The organism is Streptomyces aurantiacus (assembly GCF_027107535.1).
Classification (GTDB): Bacteria; Actinomycetota; Actinomycetes; order Streptomycetales; family Streptomycetaceae; genus Streptomyces.
On sequence record NZ_CP114283.1, the window covers coordinates 1,990,319 to 2,013,344 of the forward strand.

General features: G+C 71.5%; 21 protein-coding genes. 15 read left to right on the forward strand and 6 right to left on the reverse strand.

Annotated features, from left to right (window positions below):
* Positions 1–306 precede the first annotated feature (306 nt).
* A complete protein-coding gene (locus tag O1Q96_RS10465; RefSeq protein ID WP_269247899.1) occupies positions 307–1,317 on the forward strand; it encodes a C40 family peptidase in 1,011 nt (336 codons plus the stop codon).
* A 32-nt stretch (positions 1,318–1,349) separates the two neighbouring features.
* Entirely contained in the window at positions 1,350–2,564 is a 1,215-nt protein-coding gene (locus tag O1Q96_RS10470) for a hypothetical protein (RefSeq protein ID WP_269247900.1), read from the forward strand.
* A 23-nt stretch (positions 2,565–2,587) separates the two neighbouring features.
* Here the strand turns inward: O1Q96_RS10470 and O1Q96_RS10475 are convergent, their stop codons facing one another.
* Positions 2,588–3,823, reverse strand: a complete 1,236-nt coding sequence (locus tag O1Q96_RS10475; RefSeq protein WP_269247901.1) for a glycosyltransferase 87 family protein — start codon at positions 3,821–3,823, stop codon at positions 2,588–2,590.
* Between the two features lie 121 nt (positions 3,824–3,944).
* On the opposite strand from O1Q96_RS10475, the gene O1Q96_RS10480 reads away from it, so the two are divergent.
* Positions 3,945–5,087: a glycosyltransferase family 4 protein gene (locus O1Q96_RS10480; protein ID WP_269247902.1), complete on the forward strand. Its 1,143-nt coding sequence runs from the start codon at positions 3,945–3,947 to the stop codon at positions 5,085–5,087.
* A 210-nt stretch (positions 5,088–5,297) separates the two neighbouring features.
* Here O1Q96_RS10480 and O1Q96_RS10485 read toward each other — a convergent pair whose 3' ends face one another.
* Complete coding sequence (locus tag O1Q96_RS10485; RefSeq protein ID WP_269247903.1) at positions 5,298–7,094, reverse strand: AMP-dependent synthetase/ligase; 1,797 nt, start codon at positions 7,092–7,094, stop codon at positions 5,298–5,300.
* 295 nt (positions 7,095–7,389) lie between these two features.
* Here O1Q96_RS10485 and O1Q96_RS10490 point away from each other — a divergent pair, with 295 nt between their 5' ends.
* From O1Q96_RS10490 to O1Q96_RS10515, 6 genes are all read left to right on the forward strand, one after another.
* On the forward strand, positions 7,390–8,202 hold the full coding sequence (locus O1Q96_RS10490; RefSeq protein WP_269247904.1) for a metallophosphoesterase family protein: 813 nt from the start codon (positions 7,390–7,392) through the stop codon (positions 8,200–8,202).
* Between the two features lie 137 nt (positions 8,203–8,339).
* Positions 8,340–8,783, forward strand: coding sequence for an SRPBCC family protein (locus O1Q96_RS10495; RefSeq protein WP_217455386.1), 444 nt, complete (start codon positions 8,340–8,342; stop codon positions 8,781–8,783).
* 42 nt (positions 8,784–8,825) lie between these two features.
* Positions 8,826–10,007, forward strand: a complete 1,182-nt coding sequence (locus O1Q96_RS10500) for an ArsA family ATPase (RefSeq protein WP_269247905.1) — start codon at positions 8,826–8,828, stop codon at positions 10,005–10,007.
* Positions 10,008–10,066: 59 nt separating this feature from the next.
* The gene (locus O1Q96_RS10505) at positions 10,067–10,564 is read left to right on the forward strand and encodes a DUF5304 domain-containing protein (protein WP_269247906.1); all 498 of its coding nucleotides are present in this window, start codon (positions 10,067–10,069) and stop codon (positions 10,562–10,564) included.
* Positions 10,565–10,617: 53 nt separating this feature from the next.
* Positions 10,618–11,571, forward strand: coding sequence for an ROK family glucokinase (locus O1Q96_RS10510; RefSeq protein WP_217455389.1), 954 nt, complete (start codon positions 10,618–10,620; stop codon positions 11,569–11,571).
* A 111-nt stretch (positions 11,572–11,682) separates the two neighbouring features.
* Positions 11,683–12,492 carry an endonuclease/exonuclease/phosphatase family protein gene (locus O1Q96_RS10515; RefSeq protein ID WP_269253559.1) on the forward strand — a complete coding sequence of 270 codons (810 nt, stop codon included), beginning with the start codon at positions 11,683–11,685 and terminating at the stop codon, positions 12,490–12,492.
* A gap of 59 nt (positions 12,493–12,551) precedes the next feature.
* Here O1Q96_RS10515 and O1Q96_RS10520 read toward each other — a convergent pair whose 3' ends face one another.
* Positions 12,552–13,214, reverse strand: a complete 663-nt coding sequence (locus O1Q96_RS10520; RefSeq protein WP_269247907.1) for a hypothetical protein — start codon at positions 13,212–13,214, stop codon at positions 12,552–12,554.
* A complete protein-coding gene (locus O1Q96_RS10525; protein WP_269247908.1) occupies positions 13,207–14,016 on the reverse strand; it encodes an alpha/beta hydrolase in 810 nt (269 codons plus the stop codon). The genes O1Q96_RS10520 and O1Q96_RS10525 overlap by 8 nt, the downstream gene beginning before the upstream one ends.
* 173 nt (positions 14,017–14,189) lie before the next feature.
* Here O1Q96_RS10525 and O1Q96_RS10530 point away from each other — a divergent pair, with 173 nt between their 5' ends.
* The 5 genes from O1Q96_RS10530 to O1Q96_RS10550 all read left to right on the forward strand — a co-directional run bounded on the left by O1Q96_RS10530 (position 14,190) and on the right by O1Q96_RS10550 (position 19,376).
* Positions 14,190–15,047 carry a lysophospholipid acyltransferase family protein gene (locus O1Q96_RS10530; RefSeq protein ID WP_269247909.1) on the forward strand — a complete coding sequence of 286 codons (858 nt, stop codon included), beginning with the start codon at positions 14,190–14,192 and terminating at the stop codon, positions 15,045–15,047.
* Positions 15,048–15,085: 38 nt separating this feature from the next.
* A complete protein-coding gene (gene macS, locus O1Q96_RS10535) occupies positions 15,086–16,345 on the forward strand; it encodes a MacS family sensor histidine kinase (protein WP_269247910.1) in 1,260 nt (419 codons plus the stop codon).
* Positions 16,342–17,025, forward strand: coding sequence for a response regulator (locus O1Q96_RS10540; RefSeq protein ID WP_269247911.1), 684 nt, complete (start codon positions 16,342–16,344; stop codon positions 17,023–17,025). Before macS ends, O1Q96_RS10540 begins: the two co-directional genes overlap by 4 nt.
* Positions 17,026–17,168: 143 nt before the next feature.
* On the forward strand, positions 17,169–18,197 hold the full coding sequence (locus tag O1Q96_RS10545) for a 6-phosphofructokinase (RefSeq protein WP_269247912.1): 1,029 nt from the start codon (positions 17,169–17,171) through the stop codon (positions 18,195–18,197).
* 168 nt (positions 18,198–18,365) lie between these two features.
* Positions 18,366–19,376, forward strand: a complete 1,011-nt coding sequence (locus tag O1Q96_RS10550) for a 2-hydroxyacid dehydrogenase (RefSeq protein ID WP_269253560.1) — start codon at positions 18,366–18,368, stop codon at positions 19,374–19,376.
* Here O1Q96_RS10550 and O1Q96_RS10555 read toward each other — a convergent pair.
* Both O1Q96_RS10555 and O1Q96_RS44430 read right to left on the reverse strand, forming a co-directional pair.
* Positions 19,319–21,289 carry an anthranilate synthase family protein gene (locus O1Q96_RS10555; protein ID WP_269247913.1) on the reverse strand — a complete coding sequence of 657 codons (1,971 nt, stop codon included), beginning with the start codon at positions 21,287–21,289 and terminating at the stop codon, positions 19,319–19,321. The two genes, O1Q96_RS10550 and O1Q96_RS10555, sit on opposite strands and share 58 nt — an antisense overlap.
* A gap of 115 nt (positions 21,290–21,404) precedes the next feature.
* Positions 21,405–21,461 (reverse strand): trp operon leader peptide, encoded by a 57-nt coding sequence (locus O1Q96_RS44430; protein WP_076973970.1) that lies wholly within the window; start codon positions 21,459–21,461, stop codon positions 21,405–21,407.
* Between the two features lie 165 nt (positions 21,462–21,626).
* Between O1Q96_RS44430 and O1Q96_RS10560 the strand changes: the two genes are divergently transcribed.
* On the forward strand, positions 21,627–22,979 hold the full coding sequence (locus tag O1Q96_RS10560) for a class II 3-deoxy-7-phosphoheptulonate synthase (RefSeq protein WP_269247914.1): 1,353 nt from the start codon (positions 21,627–21,629) through the stop codon (positions 22,977–22,979).
* The last annotated feature ends 47 nt before the right edge of the window (positions 22,980–23,026 follow it).

Below are 23,026 nucleotides of genomic sequence, written 5' to 3' on the forward strand. Positions count from 1 at the left end.
GATCGCCGGGTCCGACGGCTCGTCCGATCGCCGGGGTACGACGGCCCGTTCGGCCGCCCCGATCCGACGGCCCGTCCGGTCCCGGTCCTCTCCCGCCCCTCCCCGGCGTCGATCGCCGCGCCGCCCGAACGGGCGAATTACCGTGCCTCCCGCTGACTCCACGCCCCGCTGATGACCTGCGTCTGAGGCGGGGCGTCGCGTTGTGTACACGTATGGCTCTTTGGCCGCCGCGTAGTCGCACGACTACTGTCTGGCGCGGTTCCCCCAACTCCGGGGGTTCGTCAGCGGAAGGGAGAGCGGCTTCCTGTGGGGTCCCATCGCCGCCCAGCACCGTCCGGCTTCGACCGGGGCGCCAGAGGCGCCACCCTCTGCGTACTGACCGCCGCGGCCGCGGCCCTCGGCGTCCTGCCGGCCGGTGCCGCGCCGCAGGACGACAGCCGCGCCGAGGTGGACCGGCTGTACGAGGAGGCCGAGCAGGCCACCGAGTCGTACAACAAGGCCGACGAACGCGCCGACACCCTGCGCGAGCAGGTAGGCAGGTCGCAGGACCGGATCGCCAGACAGCAGGACCGCATCAACACCATGCGGGACGCGCTCGGTTCGCTCGCCGGGGCCCAGTACCGCTCCGGCGGCCTCGACCCGTCTCTGGCGCTGATGTTCTCCGACGACCCCGAGGAGTACCTCGACAAGGCGGCCGCGCTGGACCGGATCAGCGCCCGCCAGGCCGGGGAACTCAGGGAACTCCAGGGCGCCATGCGCGACCTCGCCCAGGAACGCGAGGAGGCGACCCGCAAGCTCTCCGAGCTCGACAGGAGCCGCAAGGCCGTCGCCCGGCACAAGCGCACCGTCGAGCAGAAGCTGTCCAAGGCGCGACGGCTGCTCAACGCGATGCCGGAGGGCGACCGCGCCGCCTTCGACCGGGCCTCCCGCTCCGGCAGGACTCCCGACCTCACCGGTGCCGTCCCGTCCTCCGGGCGTGCGGCCGCCGCCGTCGCCGCGGCCCGCTCAGCCCTCGGCCGCCCGTACGTCTGGGGTGCCAACGGGCCCACGGGCTTCGACTGTTCGGGCCTCACGCAGTGGTCGTACGCGCAGGCCGGTGTCGGTCTGCCGCGGACCTCGCAGGCCCAGGCGCACGCCGGACGGCCGGTGCCGCTCTCCCAGGCGCAGCCCGGGGACATCGTCACCTACCGGGGCGACGCCAGCCACGTGGGGATGTACGTGGGCAACGGCCAGGTGATCCACGCGCCCTACCCCGGCGCTCCCGTGCGCTACGACCCGGTGGGCATGATGCCCGTGAACACGGTGACGCGCCCCTGACCCGTCGGGCCCGGCGCCGTACGATCGGGACCGTGGCTGGTCGTGGGCGTGCGCCGAGGTGGGTCGTCGGGCTGCTGCTGGCCACTCTGGTGGGCTGCGGCGGCCCTTCGGGGACCGACGGCTCGTCCGCCGACGTCCAGCGCGTGCTCGACCGGCGGGCCGCGGCGGTGCGTGACGGCAGCGAGCGGGACTTCGTGGCGACGGGCGCGCCGGACTCCGTCGACGCCGGTGAACGGAGCGCCGCGCGCGCCGAGTTCAGGAACCTGCGGGCCGTTCCGCTGACCGACTGGTCGTACCGCGTGACCGGCTTCCGCCGCTCCGGCGACCGTGCCACGGCGGACGCGGACCTCCGCTACCGCATGGACGGCTACGACCGGGCGCCCGTCGTCACCGCCCGCACGCTGACCCTCGCCCGCGCCGACGGGCGTTGGTACGTGACCGCCGACCGGCCCGCCGCCGACGCCGGCCGGCAGCTGTGGGAGCAGGGCCCCGTGCTGGCCGTACGCGGCGAGCACAGCCTCGTCCTCGGGGTCGGGCAGCCCCGGGGCGCCCTGCGCGGTTACGCGAAGCTCGCCGACCGTGCGGTGCCCGCGGTGCGTGAGGCGTGGGGCGGGGACTGGCCGGGGCAGGTCGTCGTCCTCGTACCGGCGTCGCTGGAGGGGATGGGGGAGCTGCTGGGGGCGCCCGCGTCCGGGTACCGGGGGATCGCGGCGGTCACCACGGGGGAGACGGGCGGCTCCGGGAAGACACCCGCCGACCGGATCATCGTCAACCCCGACGCGTACGGAGTGCTGGGTTCCTTCGGCCGGCAGGTCGTCCTCACGCACGAGACGACCCATGTCGCGACCCGCACCTCGACCTCGGCGGCGACCCCCCTGTGGCTGTCCGAGGGGTACGCGGACTGGGTCGGCTACCGGGGCACCGGCCGCACCGCGACGCAGGTCGCGCCGGAGCTGGCGCGGGCCGTGGCCGAGGGCCGGGTCCCGGCCGCTCTGCCGGGCGACAAGGACTTCGGCTTCGGCGGGGACGCGGGGAAGCTGGCGCGGGCCTACGAGAGCGGCTGGCTGGCCTGCCGGCTGATCGCCGAGCGGTGGGGCGAGGTGCGGCTGGGGGAGTTCTACCGGGCCGTGGGGGCCCACGACAAGCGGGCGGGCGCGGTGGAGGCGGGGCTGCGGGAGGTCCTGGAGACGACGCCGGAGGAGTTCACGCGGATGTGGCGGGAGTACCTGCGCGACCGGCTCGGGTGACGTGCGCGGCCGGGCCCGTGCCCTCAGGGGGTCAGGGACTCCTTGCCGACGGGAGCCGGCCGACCGGCCGCGGGAGCCGCGTCCGCGTACGACACGGTGTCGCGCCACAGGAGCGTGCCCGCGGTGACGGTCGCGGCGACCAGCAGGCCGTTGCGGATCACGAGCAGGGTGATCCCGAGGCTGTTGCTGGCGACGACGTCCGCGAAGTAGACGGGGAACTCCAGGACGGTGACGAAGCTCGCCACCACGACCATCCCCGCCGGCAGGCCCATCCGGCTGCCGCGGAAGACCAGGCACACGGCGGCCAGACCCACCAGCCACACCATGTATTGCGGGCTGATGACCCGGCTCGTCGTGGTGAACAGGAGCACCGCCACGAACGCGGCGTCCGCGACCGTGTGCACCAGGAACCGCGTCGCGCACAGCCGCCACAGGAGCAGCCAGCCGAACGCGAGCCCGGTCAGCATCAGGGCCACCGTGCTCACCACGTCCACATACGGCCCGAGGAACTCCACCGAGCCGTAGTTGAGCAGGACCTGGCCCTCCCAGCCGTGGTGCCGGGCGATGTGGAAGACGAGCGAGCCGAGGGACTCGACCTCGGTCCCGCGGTCGCGCTGGAACGTCAGGAACGCGAACGCGCCCGGCATCGACACGGTGAACAGCAGCGCGATCCCGGCGGCCGTCCCGGCCGCCCAGGCCCAGGCCCTGCGCCCGGTCGTGCCCACGAGCAGCAGCAGCGGCCACACCTTCAGCAGCGCGCCGAACGCGGCCAGCGCGCCCATGAGCTTCGGATTCCGGACGCCCGCGAGGATCGCGGCCACGACGACGGCGGTCACCATCACGTCGTACCGCGAGTACACCGTCGGGCCGAGCAGGGGCACGCCCACGACCCACACCCAGGCACCGCGCCGTGACCTGCCCGGGCTCCGGGCCGCGTACAGGAGCAGTCCGAGGGCGACCAGGTCGGCGGCGAAGGCGAGGACGAAGAACGCCTCGGTGTAGGCGAGGAACGGCAGCAGAGACGGGGAGAGGATCGCGAGCGCGGCCGCCGGCGGGTACTGCCAGGTCACGTCGTCCAGCGGGAACGTGCCGGTGCGCAGGACCTCGTACCAGCCCTGGTAGGTGACCGTGACGTCACTCGTGACGTCCGGGCCGGGGAAGACGATCACCTTGAAGACGAGGAGCAGCAGCGCCAGCCTCGTCAGACCCCAGGTCACCAGCAGTACGTACGGGAACCTCGTCCCCCTGGCTCCCGCCATGCGCACCTGCCCTTTTCCGTACGGATCCTGTGCGGGCCATGATGGACCGCGCCGCTGTGCGAGAGCCGTGAAGCACGGCCGCGCTCAGTCGCGGGGTGCGGGTTCGGTACTGTCGACGGCGATGCACAAGACCCTGATCGTGACCAACGACTTTCCGCCGAGACCGGGCGGCATCCAGGCCTTCCTGCACAACATGGCGCTGCGCCTGGACCCCGAGCGGCTCGTCGTCTACGCCTCCACCTGGAAGCGGGGCCGGGAGGGAGCCGAGGCCACAGCCGCCTTCGACGCCGAACAGCCCTTCGTCATCGTACGCGACCGAACAACCATGCTGTTGCCGACTCCGGGGGTCTCCCGGCGGGCCGTCGGGCTGCTGCGGGAGCACGGCTGTACCTCGGTGTGGTTCGGCGCGGCGGCGCCGCTCGGACTGCTCGCACCGGCGCTGCGGAAGGCGGGCGCGGAGCGCCTCGTGGCCACCACCCACGGGCACGAGGCGGGGTGGGCGCAACTGCCCGCCGCGCGGCAACTCCTGCGCAGGATCGGCGAGTCCACGGACACGATCACGTATCTCGGTGAGTACACGCGCTCGCGGATCGCCACCGCGCTGACGCCCGGAGCGGCCGCCCGGATGGTGCAACTGCCGCCGGGTGTCGACGAGAAGACCTTCCACCCCGGCTCGGGCGGGGACGCCGTCCGGGACCGCCTCGGGCTGACGGACCGCCCGGTCGTGGTCTGCGTGTCCCGTCTCGTCCCGCGCAAGGGCCAGGACACGCTCATCCTCGCGATGCCGCGCATCCTGGCGAGCGAGCCCGAGGCGGTGCTGCTGATCGTGGGCGGCGGACCGTACGCGAAGGACCTGCGCAGGCTCGCGCACGAGACCGGTGTCGCCGACTCCGTCCGCTTCACCGGCGCGGTGCCCTGGTCGGAGCTCCCGGCCCACTACGGCGCGGGCGACGTCTTCGCCATGCCGTGCCGTACGCGCCGAGGAGGGCTCGACGTCGAAGGGCTCGGCATCGTCTACCTGGAGGCCTCCGCGACGGGGCTTCCCGTCGTCGCCGGTGACTCGGGGGGCGCGCCGGACGCCGTGCTCGACGGCGAGACCGGCTGGGTCGTACGGGGCGGTTCCGCCGGGGACACGGCCGATCGCGTCGTCGCGCTCCTCGGCGACGCGGAACTGCGCCGCCGCATGGGGGAGCGGGGACGGGAATGGGTCGAGGAGAAGTGGCGCTGGGACCTCCTGGCGGAGGGTCTCAAGGAGCTGCTGTAGCGCCGGTGGAGGCTACTCGCTGACCTGTGGCCTGTCGCGCCGTTCCCCGCGCGCTGAAGGGCGTAGCCCTTTCAGGGGCGCGGGGAACTGCGCGAGCAACCACGATGGCGGGAAAGCCGCATTCGAAGGGGCGCGGGGAACGGCGCGACAAGCCACCGCGGCGGGCAAGCCGCAAACGCACCCCCCCCGCCCCACGGCGAGTGGGCGCCCTCAACCCCGATAGATCGCTTCGATCTCGTCCGCGTAGTCCTTCGCCACCACATTGCGCTTGAGCTTCAGTGACGGCGTGAGATGGCCGGAGTCCTCGGTGAACTGGTGGGACAGCACACGGAACTTGCGCACCGACTCCGCCTTCGACACCGCGGCGTTGCCGTCGTCGACAGCGCTCTGGATCGCGGCGAGCAGATCCGGATCCTGACCCAGCGACGCAGCGGTCGAGCCCGCGGGCTTGCCGTGCTCGTCGGCCCAGCGGCCCAGGAACTCCTCGTCGATGGTCACCAGCGCGCCCACGAACGGCCGCCCGTCGCCCACCACCATGCACTCGGCGACGAGCGCGTGCGCGCGGATGCGGTCCTCGATCACGGCGGGCGCGACGTTCTTGCCGCCCGCGGTGACGATGATCTCCTTCTTGCGGCCGGTGATGCGGAGGTAGCCGTCCTCGTCGAGGGTGCCGATGTCACCGGTGTGGAACCAGCCGTCGGCGAGCGCCTCCTCGGTCGCGCCCTCGTTGTTCCAGTACCCCTTGAACAGGTGCTCGCCGTGCAGCAGCACCTCGCCGTCGTCCGCGATGCGGATCACCGAACCCGGCAGCGGCTGGCCGACCGTGCCGATCTTCTGGCGGTCCCACGGGTTGAAGGCGGTGGCCGCGCAGGACTCGGTGAGGCCGTAGCCCTCCAGGACCGTGAAGCCGATGCCGCGGAAGAAGTGCCCCAGACGCTCGCCCAGCGGAGCGCCGCCCGAGATCGCGTACTCGCCCTTGCCGCCGAGCACCGCGCGCAGCTTGCTGTAGACGAGCTTGTCGAACGCCTTGTGTTTGATCTTCAGGCCGATGGAGGGGCCCGCCGGGGTGTCCAGGGCGCGGCTGTACGCGATCGCCGTGTCGGCCGCCTTGTCGAAGATCTTGCCCTTGCCGTCGGCCTGCGCCTTGGCCCGCGCCGAGTTGTAGACCTTCTCGAAGACGCGCGGCACACCGAGGATCAACGTCGGCCGGAAGGAGGCCAGTTCGTCCGTGAGGTTCTTGATGTCCGGGACGGTGCCCAGCTTGATCGGCGCCATCATCGGCGCGACCTGCACGAGCCGCCCGAAGACGTGCGCGAGCGGAAGGAAGAGGAGGACCGAGCACTCGCCGGTCCGGAAGAGCGGCCGCAGCCGCTCCACGATGTTGCCGCACTCCGCGAAGAAGCTGCGGTGGGTCAGCACGCAGCCCTTGGGGCGCCCGGTCGTACCGCTCGTGTAGACGATGGTCGCGGGGTCGTCGGCCTTGGCGAGCGAACTGCGCTCCTCGACCGCGGCGTCCGTCACGTCCTTGCCGGCCCGGCCGAGTTCCTCGACACCGCCGCGATCGATCTGCCACACGTGCTTCAGGTGCGGCAGCCGGTCGCGCACCGACTCCACGGAGGCCGCGTGCGCGTCCAGTTCCACGACGATCCCGGTGGCTCCCGAGTCGCCGAGGATCCACTGCACCTGCTCAGGCGAGCTGGTCTCGTACACCGGCACGGTGACCGCGCCCGCGCTCCAGATCGCGAAGTCCAGCAGCGTCCACTCGTACCGCGTGCGGGACATCAGGCCGACGCGGTCACCCGGTTCGATGCCCGAGGCGATCAGGCCCTTGGCGGCGGCCTGCACCTCCGCGAGGAAGACCGTGGCCGTGACATCCGTCCAGCTGCCACCGACCTTGCGGGCGATGACCGCGACATCAGGATGCTGCGCGGCGTTTCTGCGGACGATGTCGGTCAGATTGCCGTCCGCAGGGACCTCGTACAAAGCCGGAAGGCTGAACTCGCGCAAGACTGCTGCTCCTCATAGGGCGCCGACGCCACGACTTCGTGTGATGCGACGGAGTGGTCCAAGGCTCGGGCAGGTGCTCCGGGAGACGGTTGTTGAAACCCTGAGCACGACTGGACTGCCCGGACGTTACCCGCCGGTACTGCCTCTAGGACAGGGGGGTCCATGAGATGTTCCCCGCGTCACACGTGTTGGCGTTCCTCCGCGCACAGTAGTCCAACGCGTTACTGACCGGGTAGTAACCGCAGGTCCGCCCGCATCTACACACGTTTGCTCCACAGGCTTACCCTTGATCGTCATGGCAGGCACACAACGCGGCGACGGCGGCGGCATCCGAGAGACCCCGAGGACACGGCTCCATGTCGTGAGCGACGTGCACGGCAACGCCCGTGACCTGGCCAGGGCCGGGGCCGGCGCGGACGCCCTGATCTGTCTGGGCGACCTCGTGCTCTTCATCGACTACGCCGACCACTCCCGCGGCATCTTCCCCGACCTGTTCGGCACCGAGAACACGGACCGCATCGTCGAGCTCCGCACGGCCCGCCGCTACGAGGACGCCCGGGCCCTGGGCGCGCGCCTGTGGGCGGGCGTCGACCGCGGCCCCGCCATCGAGAAGGCCGTACGGAAGCAGTACGCCGAACTGTTCGCGGCGTTCCCCACTCCGACGTACGCCACCTACGGCAACGTCGACATACCGTCCCTCTGGTCGGAGTACGCCGGACCCGGCACCACCGTGCTCGACGGCGAGCGTGTCGAGATCGGCGGCCGGGTCTTCGGCTTCGTCGGCGGCGGACTGCGTTCGCCCATGCGGACGCCGTACGAGATCAGCGACGAGGAGTACGCGGCGAAGATAGAGGCCGTCGGAGAGGTCGACGTGCTGTGCACGCACATCCCGCCGGAGATCCCCGAACTCGTCTACGACACCGTGGCCCGGCGGTTCGAGCGCGGCAGCCGCGCGCTGCTCGACGCGATCCGGCGCACCCGGCCGCGGTACTCGCTTTTCGGCCACGTCCACCAGCCACTCGCCCGGCGGATGCGGGTCGGCGCCACCGAGTGCGTGAACGTGGGGCACTTCGCCGGATCCGGGAAGCCGTGGGTACTGCAGTGGTGAGGGCTCCCGGCGGCCGCGGGGCCGGGGGCGGGAGCCGGCCCGCCGCGCGGTAGCCTTCACGCTGCACACACAGGTGGAAAGCGTTCGTACCCCGTAGAACACCCCCTGCCCGGACCGCATCTGGAGGAGCCACAGCGATGGCCGAACACACCAGCTCGAGCATCACGATCGAGGCGGCGCCGGCCGACGTCATGGCGGTCATCGCCGACTTCGCCCGCTACCCGGACTGGACGGGCGAGGTGAAGGAGGCGCAGGTGCTCGCGACGGACGAGAAGGGCCGCGCCGAGCAGGTACGCCTCGTCATGGACGCCGGCGCCATCAAGGACGACCAGACCCTGGGCTACACCTGGACCGGCGACCACGAGGTCTCCTGGACCCTGGTCAAGTCCCAGATGCTCCGCTCCCTGGACGGCTCGTACATCCTCAAGCCCGCGGGCCTGAGCGCCACCCAGGTCACCTACCAGCTCACCGTCGACGTCAAGATCCCGATGCTCGGCATGATCAAGCGCAAGGCGGAGAAGGTCATCATCGACCGCGCCCTGGCGGGACTGAAGAAGCGCGTGGAGACGGGCGAGAAGTAGCGGCAGCCGCTTCGGCCGCCCCACCCCGTACCGTTCACCCACATGCGCACCATCCTGATCACCGGCCCCGGCGGCTCCGGCCGTACCACCGTCGCCGCGGCCACCGCTCTGGAGGCCGCCCGCCGGGGCACCCGCACCCTGGTGCTCTCCGCGGACCGCACCGACACCCTCGGCGCCGTCCTCGGAACCCCCACCGGCGGCACACCGGCCGAGATCCTCCCCGGTCTCACGGCCTGGCGACCGGACGCCGGCGAGGGCTTCCGGGCGGATCTCCTCGCGTTCCAGGAACGGGTCTCCACCGCCCTCGACCTGCTGGGCGCGGCCCGTCTGGACGCGGAGGAACTCACCCCCCTCCCCGGCGGCGAGGAACTCGCCCTGCTCCGCGCCCTGCGCGACGCCACCGCTTCCGACACCTTCGACCTGCTGGTCGTCGACCTGCCGCCCGCCCCGCAGGCCCTCGCCCTCCTGGCGCTGCCCGAACAACTGCGCCGCTATCTGCGCCGCCTGCTCCCCGCCGAACGCCAGGCGGCCCGCGCCCTGCGCCCCGTCCTCGGCCGCCTGGCCGGCGTGCCGATGCCGTCCGAACGGCTGTACGAGACGGCGGCCCGCTGGGACGTCGAACTGGCCGCGGTCCAGCTGGCCGTCGAGGACCCGGCCACGACCGTTCGGCTGGTCGCCGAGCCGGGCCCGGCCGGAGCCGACGCCGTACGGTCGGCCGCCACCGGCCTCGCCCTGCGCGGCCTGCGCACCGACGCCCTGATCGCGAACCGCGTCCTGCCCGACGCGTCCCCCGACACCTGGCTGTCCTCCCTCGCCGCCCAGCAGCGCAAGGCCCTCGACGAGTGGCGCGACGCATGGGGACAGACGTACGACGTACGTGAAGTCCCGCACCTCGGCCGCGACCCGCGCGGCGCAGAAGACCTCGCCGCGCTCCAGGTGCCCGCCCCGGGCGACGCCCCGGGCCCCTTCGAGTGGCCCGTCGCCGACCGGCTCGCCGACGAGGGCGCGCTCGTCTGGCACATCCCGCTCCCCGGCGCGATACGGGAGGAACTCGACCTCGTGCGGCGCGGGGACGAACTCGTCGTCGCCGCCGGGCAGTTCCGCCGGATCGTCGCACTCCCGTCCGCCCTGCGCCGCTGCACGGTGGACGGCGCGTCCCTGCGCGAGGGCGAACTGCGTGTCCGCTTCGCACCCGACCCGGATCTGTGGCCGCGGACACGGTGAACGGCATACCCCCGTTCGGGTAACGTCGAGAGACACAGAGCCAATGCTTGGAGTCCGCCATGAGCGATGAGCACCCCACGTCCGACGCCGGGGAGGACGCGCTCGACGACGTGCGTGACACGGAGCGCGACGAGGTAGGAGCGCCCGACGCCGATGCCTGGGCGAAGGCGTGCGCCGAGGACCTTGCCGCGGAGAAGGCCCGTCGCCGCGCCCAGAACGGCCAGCCGCCCGGCTCGGCCGCCGAGGAACTGCGCAAACTCGTCGACGCGGTCGCCGACAAACTGTCCGGACTGCAGTCGCCGCTGTTCGGCGCGGTCGCCGGCGGCGCGGCCCAGCAGATGGTGAACCAGGTCGTGCAGCAGGCCAAGGCCGCCGTCGAGCCCGTCATCGAGCGGAACCCCGACGTGTTCGACCACCTGGCCACCGCCGGCACCGAACTGCTCGCCGCGTACCGCTCCGCCGTCGCGGCGCAGGAGCGCCGCTGGACCGCCCGTGACACCGCCCCGGGCCCCCGGGACGAGGGCACCGGCAGCGGTGAACACATCGACCTTGACTGAAGTCGCTCGGGTACGGTTGGCCGTAGCGGGGCTCGACCGAAACTGAGGGATTCATGGGACTCACCATCGGCGTCGACATCGGCGGCACGAAGATCGCGGCCGGGGTGGTCGACGAGGAAGGCAACATCCTCTCGACGTTCAAGGTGCCGACTCCGACCACGCCGCAGGCGATCGTCGACGCGATCGCCGCGGCCGTCGAGGGTGCCAGGGCCGGGCACGAGATCGTCGGCGTGGGCATCGGCGCCGCCGGATACGTCAACCGTCAGCGCTCGACGGTCTACTTCGCGCCGAACATCGACTGGCGGCAGGAGCCCCTCAAGGACGAGGTGGAGGCCCGCGTGGGCCTGCCGGTCGTCGTGGAGAACGACGCGAACGCGGCCGCCTGGGGCGAATACAAGTTCGGTGCGGGCAAGGGTCATCGCAACGTCATCTGCATCACGCTCGGCACGGGCCTGGGCGGCGGCATCATCATCGGCAACAAGCTGCGCCGCGGGCACTTCGGCGTCGCCGCCGAGTTCGGCCACATCCGGATGGTCCCGGACGGCCTGCTGTGCGGCTGCGGCTCCCAGGGCTGCTGGGAGCAGTACGCGTCCGGGCGCGCCCTCGTGCGCTACGCGAAGCAGCGCGCGAACGCCACCCCCGAGAACGCGGACATCCTGCTCTCGCTGGGTGACGGCTCTCCCGACGGCATCGAGGGCAAGCACATCTCGATGGCCGCGCGCCAGGGTGACCCGGTGGCCGTCGACTCCTACCGCGAGCTGGCCCGCTGGGCCGGAGCCGGTCTGGCCGACCTGGCCTCGCTCTTCGACCCGTCCGCCTTCATCGTCGGCGGCGGTCTCTCGGACGAGGGCGAGCTGGTCCTCGACCCGATCCGTAAGTCGTACAAGCGGTGGCTGGTCGGCGGGAACTGGCGTCCTGTCGCCGACGTGATCGCCGCGCGGCTGGGGAACGAGGCGGGGCTGGTGGGCGCGGCCGACCTGGCCCGGGAGCCCGACCCGATCATGTAGTGCGCTTCCATGACGCCCGCCGCGCCCTTCGGGGAGCGGCGGGCGTTCGTGTTTTCGGGGCCCGCGGCAAACGCACGACCCGACACCTCCCGGGCCTATACCTTGATCACCATGCCGACCAGCCCCACAGCCAGTCGTCCGTTACCAGCACCCCGTACCGAATCCGACGGTTCGGCCGTCATCCGGGTGCTCAGCTACAACATCCGCTCCATGCGGGACGACACCGCCGCACTCGCCCGGGTGATCACCGCCTGTGCACCGGACCTCGTCCTGATCCAGGAGGCCCCCCGCTTCTTCCGCTGGCGCAAGAAACTGGCCCGTCTGGCGGCGGCCTCGGGCCAGGTCGTCCTCTCGGGCGGCGCCACGGCCTCCGGCCCCGCCCTCCTGTGCTCCCTGCGGGCCACGGTCGAACGCACCGAGGACGTGCTCCTCCCGCTCACCCCGGGCCTGCACCGGCGCGGCTTCGCCACCGCGGTCGTACGGTTCGGCCGCGCCCGCGTCGGCGTACTGAGCTGCCACCTCTCCCTTCAGAAGGACGAGCGCCACGAGCAGGGCCGCCTGCTCCTCGACCACCTGTCGGCGCTGGACACCCCGTACGCCGTCGCGGGCGGCGACCTCAACGAACGCCCGGGCGGCCGCACGTTCAGGCGCCTCTCGACGGAGCTCCAGGACGGCTGGGCGGTGGCCCCCTGGGGCGGGGAGTACACCTCGACGCCCGGCGACCCCCACCAGCGCATCGACGCGCTCTTCGCCACGCAGGGCGTGCGGTTCCTGGGCTGCGGGGTGCCCCTGGACCACCCCGGAGTGACGGAGGCCGACCTGAGGGCGGCCACGGACCACCTTCCGGTACTGGCCGCCCTCAGGATTCCGGCCACACCGGGCGCCCAGGGCGGTTCCGGGGAGGGCCGTTCGTTCGCCTGAACGCCTCGAAGGCCTGCCCGGAGCATCCGGGCAGGCCTTCGTACGTACAGGCAGACGCGTCAGACCACCGCGCCGCGCCCCGGATCGTCCTCGTCCTCGTCGTCGCTGCGCATCCGCCCCACCAGCGTGGCGAAACCGCCGAGGAAGCCGCCGATACCGAGGGTGGCGAGCCACCACGTCATGTCCCAGCCGAGCAGGACCGCGAGGAGGAGCAGCACGGGGCCGCCGATCACGCCCAGCCACGCGAACTTGGACGTCGTGTCCGCGGCGGGCAGCTCGGGCGGCTCGGGCGGCACGAAGTGGCCCTCGTCGTCCTCGTCGAAGTCCTCCTCGGCCGGCTCCGGAGCGGCGTAGTCGCGCGGGCCGGCGACGCCCGGCGCGAACGCGACCGAACTGCCGAGCGGCTTCTCGGCGGCCGGTTCGTCCTCCGCCTCCGACTCCGCGGTGTCCGTACCGCCCTTCGAGCCCTTGGCGCCCTTCGGCGTGGCCGAGCTCTTCGTGTCGGAGTCGCCCGGATCGCCGGAGTCGTTCGTCTCCGGCTCCAGGAGCGCCAGGTCCTCCACCGACTTGAAGGGCTTGGCACCGGGCGGGTCCGGCGGTTCGTCGCCGTACCCCGCGACGATGGCGTCCCAGGCCGCGGCCTCGTCGAACGACGGGCCCTGCTCCTCGCCGGGCGGCGCGTCCTTCTCCTCGGGCTCGCGGTCCGCGTCGTGCTCAGCCACCAGTGGCCGTCCCTTCCTGCTGACCCGACTGACCCGCGCCGGCCTCCTTGCCGGCACCGGGTGCGAGCCGGGAGACGAAGGCGAAGCTCTCCTCGAAGATCCGGTCCGCGTCGTGGTCCAACGTCGCGACGTGGTAGCTCTGTTCCAGAAGTATCTCCGTGACATCCATGGACGACACCCGGCTGAGGATGCGGGCCGAGTCGGCGGGCGGCACGACGTGGTCCTGCGGGCTGTGCAGGAGCAGCATCGGCTGGGTCACCTGCGGGAGCTCGCCGTCGAGCAGCCGGTAGAAGATGCGCATCGAGTGAGCCGCGTGCAGGGGCACCTTGTCGTAGCCGATCTCGATGCCGCCGTCCTTGGCGATGTCGCTGGTGATGCCCTTCACGGTCCTGACGAAGTGGCGGACCACCGGCAGGGCGTACGCCGCCGCGCCATGCACCTTGTTCGCCGGGTTGACGACCACGATGCCGCTGACCTCGTCCCCGTGCTTCGCGGCGAGCCGCAGGGTGAGCGCGCCGCCCATGGAGAGACCGAAGACGAAGACCTGGGAGCAGCGCTCGCGCAGGGCGCGCAGCTCACGGTCCACCTCCGCGTACCAGTCCTGCCAGCCGGTGAGCTGCATGTCCTCCCAGCGCGTGCCGTGCCCGGGCAGCAGCGGCAGCGAGACGGTCAGACCGCGCTCGGCGAGATACTCGGCCCAGGGCCGCAGCGACTGCGGGGAACCGGTGAAGCCGTGGCAGAGGAGGACCCCGACCTCTCCGCCCTCGTGGTGGAACGGCTCAGCTCCGGGAAGGACCGGCACCTTCGGTCTCCTGTTCATTCAAGGGCGATGTGACGATCACCCCGAAGCTTCGAGGCGTACTTCACCGTACGCGACCGCACTGACACCGACCAGGGCCGTCGGGCCCATTGACGGTGCTCCGGGTTAAGGTCTGAGCGACGGACACAGGAGGCACTCGGGTGATCTACGGCGCAATGAAGTTTTCCATCGGAGGGCCACTGAAGCTCGCCTTCAGGCCCTGGGTGGAAGGCCTCGAGAACATTCCCGCCGACGGCCCGGCCATCCTGGCGAGCAATCACCTGTCGTTCTCGGACTCGTTCTTCCTGCCCGCGGTCCTCGACCGCAAGGTGACCTTCATCGCGAAGGCCGAGTACTTCACGACGCCCGGTGTGAAGGGCCGGATGACGGCGGCCTTCTTCAAGGGCGTCGGCCAGCTGCCCGTGGACCGCTCCGGAGCGCGCGGAGCGGGCGAGGCGGCGGTCAGGAGCGGCATCGACGTCCTCGAGCGCGGCGAGCTCTTCGGCATCTACCCGGAGGGCACGCGGTCGCCCGACGGCCGGCTCTACCGCGGCAAGCCCGGCGGTCTCGCGCGCGTGGCGCTGGCCTCCGGAGCCCCCGTCGTCCCGGTCGCCATGATCGACACCGAGAAGATCCAGCCGCCCGGCAAGGTGATGCCCAAGCTGATGCGCCCGGGCATCCGCATCGGCAGGCCGCTGGACTTCAGCCGCTACCACGGCATGGAGCACGACCGCTTCGTCCTGCGCGCGGTGACCGACGAGGTCATGTACGAGATCATGAAGCTCTCCGGACAGGAGTACGTCGACATCTACGCGACGGCCGCCAAGCGGCAGATCGCGGATGCGGCGAAAGCGCAGAAGCAGGCGCTCAAGGAAGCCCAGAAGGAAGCCGACCAGGCCCGCAAGGACGCCGAGCGGGCCCGGACGGACGCCCTGAAGGAAGCCGACCGGGCGCGGGAGCAGGCCGGGCAGGAGCAGACCGGGCAGGAACAGGCCGTGAAGGCGCAGGACACGAAGGAAGAGTCCAGCTCCTAGACGTAGACGCGGCGCCGGGGGATGGAGTGGTGGGGGACATGGCCAAGCGCGAAAGAGTCATGAGAATGTCGGTCGAGCAGCCGCTGTGGCGCGCGCTGACCGGGTACCGCGTCCTGACGCTGTTCTACGCGATCGGCCTGTTCGTCTCGGAGTACGACGAGTTCGTCCGCCCCGAAGTGGCCATCGCCTATTTCGTGGTGCTCTTCGCGTGGACCTTCGCGACCCTGCCCAAGGTGGCGGGCGCGGCGAGCTGCACCAAGCGCTTCCTCGCGGCCGACCTGACCGTCGCCCTCGCGGGCATCCTGCTCACACCGATCGCGGACGCCCACGACCGGATCGTGGCGGGCGGCCCGACCCTCCCGTCGATATGGACCGCGGGTTCCGTGCTGGCGTTCGCGATCAAGGGCGGCTGGCGCTGGGCGGCCTTCGCCTCGGCGCTCGTCGGCGTCGCCAACGTCGTGCAGCGCGGGGCGCTCAGCCAGGACACCCTCCACAACGTCCTGCTCGTCTGGGTCGCCTCCATCGCCATCGGGTACGTCGTCGAGGTCGCCCGGGCCTCCGAGCGCACCCTGGCCCGCGCCCTGGAGATCGAGGCGGCGACGCGCGAGCGGGAGCGGCTTGCCCGCGACATCCACGACGGCGTCCTCCAGGTGCTCGCCATGGTGCAGCGGCGCGGTGCCGCGATCGGCGGGGAGGCCGCGGACCTGGGCCGCCTCGCCGGCGAACAGGAGGTCGCGCTGCGCACCCTGGTCTCCGGCGGGCTCGTACCGGTCTCGCGGGTGTCGGAGGACGAGGCCGAGGGCGCCGTCGTGCGCGCGGTGGACGAGCCCGACGCCCAGGGCGATTCGGCCCCCTGGGACCTGCGCTCGCTGCTCGCCCCGTACGCCACCGCACGGGTGACGTTCTCCGAGCCCGGCACCCCGGTGCCGCTCGCGGCCCGGGCCGCGAAGGAGCTGGCCGCCGCCGTGGGCGCCGCTCTGGACAACGTCCACCGCCACGTCGGCGCCGACGCCCGGGCGTGGATCCTGGTGGAGGACGAGCCGGACGAGGTGATCGTGACCGTACGCGACGAGGGTCCGGGCATCCCCGAGGGACGGCTCGTCCAGGCCGAGGGGGAGGGGCGCCTCGGCGTGGCCCTGTCGATCCGTGGACGGCTGCGCGAGATCGGCGGCACGGCCGAGCTGATCTCGGTACCGGGCCAGGGCACGGAAGTCGAACTGAAAGTACCGAAGGGCGCGTGCGCTCCGGAGGCCTCCAAGGGGCCGAAGGACAGGCGGGGGAAGGCGGAGAAGGCATGAGTGAGCGACAGGACCAGGATCCGATCAGGGTCATGGTGGTCGACGACCATCCCATGTGGCGGGACGCGGTCGCGCGTGACCTGGACGAGGCCGGTTTCGACGTGGTCGCGACCGCGGGCGACGGCGAGCAGGCGGTGCGCCGCGCGCAGGCCGTGGGGCCGGACGTCCTCGTGCTGGACCTGAACCTGCCCGCGAAGCCCGGTGTGCAGGTCTGCAAGGAACTCGTCGGCGCCGATCCCGCCCTGCGGGTCCTGGTCCTCTCCGCGAGCGGCGAGCACGCCGACGTCCTGGAGGCGGTCAAGTCGGGCGCCACCGGCTATCTGCTCAAGTCGGCCTCCACGGAGGAGCTGATCGACGCGGTGCGCCGCACGGCCGTCGGCGACCCCGTCTTCACCCCGGGCCTCGCGGGCCTGGTCCTCGGCGAGTACCGCAGGCTCGCCTCCGACCCCGGGCCGGCCACAGGCGGCGACGAGCCCAGGGCCCCGCAGCTCACCGACCGCGAGACCGAAGTGCTCCGGCTGGTGGCCAAGGGTTTGAGCTACAAGCAGATCGCCGAGCGCCTCGTCATCTCCCACCGCACCGTGCAGAACCACGTCCAGAACACCCTGGGCAAGCTCCAGCTGCACAACCGCGTGGAGTTGGTGCGCTATGCCATAGAGCGGGGCCTCGACGACGCGTAAACCCGTCGATACCCACCATCGAGTGAAGACGCGAGATCAACACCCGCACAATTCACCGGAATTGACCTTCCGCCCCCTGCTGAAGTGACCTGGATCACTATTAGCGTGAGTCCCGTCAGCCAACCGCGGCGAAAGGACTTTCCATGCGGGTCGGAGTACTGACCGGAGGCGGCGACTGCCCCGGGCTCAACGCCGTCATCCGGGGCATCGTCCGCAAGGGCGTGCAGGAGTACGGCTATGACTTCACCGGCTTCAGGGACGGCTGGCGGGGTCCGCTGGAAGGCGACATCGTCCGGCTCGACATCCCCGCCGTGCGCGGCATCCTGCCGCGCGGCGGCACCATCCTCGGCTCCTCGCGCACCAACCCCCTCAAGGCCGAGAACGGCATCCGCCGGATCAAGGAGAACCTCGCCAAGTACGAGGTGGACGCCCTGATCGCGATCGGCGGTGAGGACACCCTCGGGGTCGCGGCGCGGCTCACCGACGAGTACGGGGTGCCCGTCGTCGGCGTACCGAAGACCATCGACAACGACCTGTCCGCCACCGACTACACCTTCGGCTTCGACACCGCCGTCGGTATCGCGACCGAGGCGATCGACCGGCTGCACACCACCGCCGAGTCGCACATGCGGGTACTGGTCTGCGAGGTGATGGGCCGGCACGCGGGCTGGATCGCGCTCCACTCGGGCCTCGCGGGCGGTGCGAACGTCATCCTCATCCCCGAGCAGCGCTTCGACGTCGACCAGGTCTGTGCCTGGGTGACCTCGCGTTTCAAGGCCTCGTACGCGCCGATCGTGGTCGTCGCCGAGGGTGCGATGCCCAAGGACGGCGACATGGTCCTCAAGGACGGATCGCTGGACTCCTTCGGGCATGTGCGGCTCTCCGGCGTGGGGGAGTGGCTGTCCAAGGAGATCGAGCGCCGCACGGGCAAGGAGGCCCGCACGACGGTGCTCGGCCACGTCCAGCGCGGGGGCACTCCCAGTGCGTTCGACCGGTGGCTCGCCACGCGGTTCGGTCTGCACGCCATCGAGGCCGTCCGGGACGGCGACTTCGGCAAGATGGTGGCGCTTCAGGGCACCGACATCGTCCGCGTCCCGATCGCGGACGCCACGGCCCGCCTGAAGACGGTGGATCCCCGGCTGTACCAGGAGGTCGGCGTCTTCTTCGGCTGACCCTCCCTGTCGCTGGACGGGCTGAAAATTCAGCCCGTCCGGCGTTTGAGGACCGGGGGTTCGGGAGCGGAGCCCCGCGGACGGGACGGGACGGCGGGGGCGAAATCCTCCCGGGGTTCGTATATTCACCGGGTGACCGAGAACCCCGCCAAACCCCCGGAGGGCCCCGTGGAGATCCTCGCCTTCGGCGTCCAGGCCGACGAGAAGCCCCTCATCGAGGAGGCCTTCCGTGCCGAGGGGCATCACGAGGTCCGCTGCCTGGACGTCTTCCTCAGCGAGGACACGGCCCCCATCGCGGCCGGTTACGAGACCGTGTCCACCAGCGTCAACTGCGCGCTCGGGAACCGCGTCCTGCAGACCCTCGCGGCCGGCGGCACCCAGATGGTCGCCCAGCGTTCCACCGGTTTCAACAACATCGACCTCCAGGTCGCCGAGCGGCTCGGTATGACGGTCGCGCGGGTGTCGTCCTACTCGCCCCACTCCGTCGCCGAGTTCGCCTGGACCCTCGCCATGGCCGTCAACCGCCGGATCGTCCGCGCCTCCAACCGCACACGCGACTTCGACTTCCGGCTCGACGGGCTGATGGGCCGCGACCTGCACGGCCGCACCGCGGGCATCCTCGGCACCGGCAAGATCGGCGAGGCGTTCACCCGGATCGCCCACGGCTTCGGGATGAACCTCCTCGGCTGGGACGCCGCCGAGAACCCCGCCTGTCTGGAACTCGGCATGAAATACGTGCCCAAGGAGCGGCTCCTCGCCGAGTCCGACCTGGTCAGCCTGCACGTACCGCTGCTCCCCGCGACCCGGCACCTCCTCGACGCCGCGGCCCTGCGCACGATGAAGGACGACGCGATCCTGGTGAACTCCAGCCGCGGCGGCCTCGTCGACAGCCGGGCCCTCGTCGCCGAACTGCGCGCGGGCCGCTTCACGGGCGTCGGCCTCGACGTCTACGAGGCCGAGGCCGGGCTCTTCTTCCTCGACAGGTCCCTGGAGGGCGTGGACGACGACACCCTGGCCCGCCTCGTCACGTTCCCGAACGTCGTCGTCACCTCCCACCAGGCGTACTACACCGCGGACGCGGTCGGCCAGATCATCGAGACCACGGTGGCCAACGTCCTCGACTACACGGCGGGCCGCCGCTCCGAGAACGTGCTGGTGCCCGCTCCTTCGCGCACCTGACGCACCAGGTCCCGCACGATCTCCGCGCCGCGCAGGGTGAGCACCGACTCGGGGTGGAACTGGACCCCGGCGAAGCCCGGCCCGCGCAGCACGTGCACCTCTCCCGACGGGCTCCGGCCGACCTCGACCCCGTGGGCCGCCAGCTCGGCCGCGGTCTCGTCGTCGCACCGCGCCACGAAGCTGTTGTAGAAGCCGACGGTCTCCGTCCGCCCGAACAGGTCGATGTCCGCCTGGGCGCCCTGGTACGGAATCTCCTTGCGCACGATCTCCAGTCCCAGCTCCGCCGCGATCAGCTCATGGCCGAGGCAGACACCCAGGACGCCGTGCCGGTGCCCGCGGACCACCTCGGCGGTGAGGCCGCGCAGGAAGGCCATCTTCGGATCCGTCATGTCGGACGGGTCGCCCGGGCCGGGGCCCAGCACCAGCGGGCCCTCGTGTGCGAGGACCGCCTCCCGCAGCCCAGCCTCGTCGTACCGCCGTACGGTCACCTCCAGGCCGGACGAGCGCAGCAGATGCGCGAGCATCGCGGTGAAGGTGTCCTCCGCGTCCACGACCAGCGCATGGCCCACGAGCTCGGCCGACGGCTCCTGCATCCGCAGCCAGAACGGCGCCAGCGAGGCCCGCCGTCCGTCGAGGGCGGCCCGCACGCGCGGATCGTCCGCGAGGCTCGCCCGCACCTCGCTCCCGCCCGGGCGCCCGGGGCGTACGCCGAGGGCGGCCAGCACGCCCGCCGCCTTCGCGTGCGTCTCCGCGACCTCGCTCGCCGGATCCGACCCCCGGACGAGTGTCGCGCCCACCGGCACCCGCAGCCGTCCGCCCGCGTCGATGTCGGCGGTCCGGATGAGAATGGGGGAGTCGAGGGTCTGGGCGCCCCCCGAGTCGCGCCCGATCAGTGCCAGCGCCCCCGCGTAGTACCCGCGCCCGACACCGTCCCGCCCGAGGGGCTCGTACCGTTCGATGACCCGGCACGCGTTCTGTACCGGCGACCCGGTGACGGTCGCGGCGAACATGGTCTCCTTCAGCACCTCACGCACGTCCAGCGACGACCTGCCCCGCAACTCGTACTCGGTGTGCGCGAGATGGGCCATCTCCTTCAGCCGCGGCCCGATCACGACCCCGCCCATGTCGCCGACCGTGCACATCATCTTGAGCTCCTCGTCGACGACCATCGAGAGCTCCTCGATCTCCTTGCCGTCGGCCAGGAACCCCAGCAGGTCCTCGGGCGTCGGCCCCTCGGCGGGATAGCGGTACGTCCCGCTGATCGGGTTCATCACGACCGTGCCGCCCGACATCCGCACATGCACCTCGGGACTCGCCCCGACGAGGGTCCGCCCACCCGTCTCCCGCCCCCGCCCCCGGCCTTCCAAGGAAGGCCCTCCGGGCTCCTTCTCATGTCCCGTGTGCACGACGAACGTCCAGTACGCGCCCCGCTCGCCGACCAGCAGCCGCCGGAAGAGAGCCAGCGCGTCGGCCCGCCCGAACCCCGGGATCTCCCCCTCGTACGTCCGCCGGATGACGAAGTTCGCGCCCTCGCCCCGCCCGATCTCCTCGTCCAGCACCCGCCCGACGATCCGCGCGTACTCCTCGTCCGGCACGTCGAAGCCCTCGCCCTCGACACGCACCTCGTGCGAGGGCAACTCGGCCAGGGCCCGCTCCAGGGGGATCTCGTACGACTCCTGCGGGGTGAGCACCGACAGGGGTGTGCCGTCGTCGCGGACGTCGAAGCCGCGCTCACGGATCTGGCGGTACGGGATGAGAGCGAGGCCCTCGGGGATGTCGGCCAGCCGCTCGTACTCGGCGACCGGGCCGAGCAGCAGCTCGACGGTGTCGCCCTTCTCGACGGCGTGGCCCGGTGTGCGGCGGCGCAGCAGGGCGAACGGTCGGGGATCGTCCAGCAGGTCGAGCAGGTTCATGTCCGTGTTCCTTCTCGGCGTCTCGGTGAGGAGAGAGGGAGAGGAACGGTCCCGGTGGCGAAAACACCGAAGGCCGCCCCTCGGGCGGCCTTCGCGAAGTGTTGCGTACGCGCAGTCAGTGGGCCGCCGGATGAGCGGTCCACCACCAGTTCTGGATCGAGTGCGCGAACATGCGCCGCACCCTACCCCAGATGGTGTGCGTCACGGGCCCGGGACACAGCGCTCCGGGCCCCTGCCCTTCACCGGGCCCGTCTCCCGCCGCTTCGATCGAGCGCCACCCGTCTCACTTGATGAGCATGTGGATGGACGCCCGACACGACCCCGTAATGTTGACGTCGTGACCGTGAACGCTAAGTCCAGCGCGAGCGCTGGCAACACCTGGCGAGACCTTCCCGCGGCGCAGCAGCCCGAGTACCCCGATGCCGAGGCTCTGCGCGAAGTGATCGCGGACCTCGAGTCGTATCCGCCGCTCGTCTTCGCCGGCGAGTGCGATCAGCTGCGCGCCCGGTTGGGAGCCGTCGCCAAGGGCGAGGCGTTCCTTCTTCAGGGCGGCGACTGCGCCGAGGCCTTCGACGCCGTGTCGGCCGACCACATCCGCAACAAGCTCAAGACCCTGCTCCAGATGGGCGCGGTCCTCACGTACGCGGCGTCCGTGCCGGTCGTGAAGGTCGGCCGCATCGCCGGCCAGTACTCGAAGCCCCGCTCCAAGGGCACCGAGACCCGCGACGGCGTGACCCTGCCGACCTACCGCGGCGACTCGGTCAACGGCTTCGACTTCAACGAGAAGGCCCGGATCCCGGACCCCGAGCGCCTGAAGCGGATGTACAACGCCTCCGCCTCCACGCTCAACCTCGTGCGTGCCTTCACCACCGGCGGTTACGCCGACCTGCGCCAGGTGCACGCCTGGAACCAGGACTTCGTGAGGACCTCGCCGTCCGGGCAGCGCTACGAGCAGCTGGCGCGCGAGATCGACCAGGCGCTGAACTTCATGCACGCCTGCGGGACCGACCCGGAGGAGTTCAAGACCGTCGAGTTCTACGCCTCCCACGAGGCGCTGCTCCTCGACTACGAGTCGGCGCTGACCAGGGTCGACTCGCGCACCGGACACCTGTACGACGTCTCGGGCCACATGGTGTGGATCGGTGAGCGCACCCGCCAGCTGGACGGCGCGCACATCGAGTTCGCCTCGAAGATCCGCAACCCGATCGGGATCAAGCTCGGCCCGACGACGACGGCCGAGGACGCGCTGCAGTACATCGAGCGGCTCGACCCGGACCGCGAGCCGGGCCGGCTGACCTTCATCGTCCGCATGGGCGCCGACAAGGTCCGCGACAAGCTGCCCGAGCTGGTCGAGAAGGTCACCGCCTCGGGCGCGACCGTCGCCTGGATCTCCGACCCGATGCACGGCAACACCTACGAGGCGGCCTCCGGTCACAAGACCCGGCGCTTCGACGACGTGCTCGACGAGGTCAAGGGATTCTTCGAGGTCCACAAGGGCCTCGGCACCCACCCGGGCGGCATCCACGTCGAGCTCACCGGTGACGACGTCACCGAGTGCGTGGGCGGCGGCGACGAGATCTTCGTCGACGATCTGCACCAGCGCTACGAGACGGCCTGCGACCCCCGCCTGAACCGCAGCCAGTCCCTTGACCTGGCGTTCCTGGTGTCGGAGATGTACCGCGACCAGTAGTAGATCAGCAGCCGTTTCGGCTGTTACAGGCAGCTGGGCTGGGGCGC

Bases quoted from the DNA above. Each gene is read 5' to 3' on its own strand.
- macS (WP_269247910.1), top strand. From the start codon at position 15,086: ATGGCCAAGCGCGAAAGAGTCATGAGAATGTCGGTCGAGCAGCCGCTG.
- O1Q96_RS10480 (WP_269247902.1), top strand. From the start codon at position 3,945: ATGCACAAGACCCTGATCGTGACCAACGACTTTCCGCCGAGACCGGGC.
- O1Q96_RS10495 (WP_217455386.1), top strand. From the start codon at position 8,340: ATGGCCGAACACACCAGCTCGAGCATCACGATCGAGGCGGCGCCGGCC.
- O1Q96_RS10545 (WP_269247912.1), top strand. From the start codon at position 17,169: ATGCGGGTCGGAGTACTGACCGGAGGCGGCGACTGCCCCGGGCTCAAC.
- O1Q96_RS10540 (WP_269247911.1), top strand. From the start codon at position 16,342: ATGAGTGAGCGACAGGACCAGGATCCGATCAGGGTCATGGTGGTCGAC.
- O1Q96_RS10490 (WP_269247904.1), top strand. From the start codon at position 7,390: ATGGCAGGCACACAACGCGGCGACGGCGGCGGCATCCGAGAGACCCCG.
- O1Q96_RS10515 (WP_269253559.1), top strand. From the start codon at position 11,683: ATGCCGACCAGCCCCACAGCCAGTCGTCCGTTACCAGCACCCCGTACC.
- O1Q96_RS10510 (WP_217455389.1), top strand. From the start codon at position 10,618: ATGGGACTCACCATCGGCGTCGACATCGGCGGCACGAAGATCGCGGCC.
- O1Q96_RS10500 (WP_269247905.1), top strand. From the start codon at position 8,826: ATGCGCACCATCCTGATCACCGGCCCCGGCGGCTCCGGCCGTACCACC.
- O1Q96_RS10475 (WP_269247901.1), bottom strand. From the start codon at position 3,823: ATGGCGGGAGCCAGGGGGACGAGGTTCCCGTACGTACTGCTGGTGACC.
- O1Q96_RS10555 (WP_269247913.1), bottom strand. From the start codon at position 21,289: ATGAACCTGCTCGACCTGCTGGACGATCCCCGACCGTTCGCCCTGCTG.
- O1Q96_RS10530 (WP_269247909.1), top strand. From the start codon at position 14,190: ATGAAGTTTTCCATCGGAGGGCCACTGAAGCTCGCCTTCAGGCCCTGG.
- O1Q96_RS10505 (WP_269247906.1), top strand. From the start codon at position 10,067: ATGAGCGATGAGCACCCCACGTCCGACGCCGGGGAGGACGCGCTCGAC.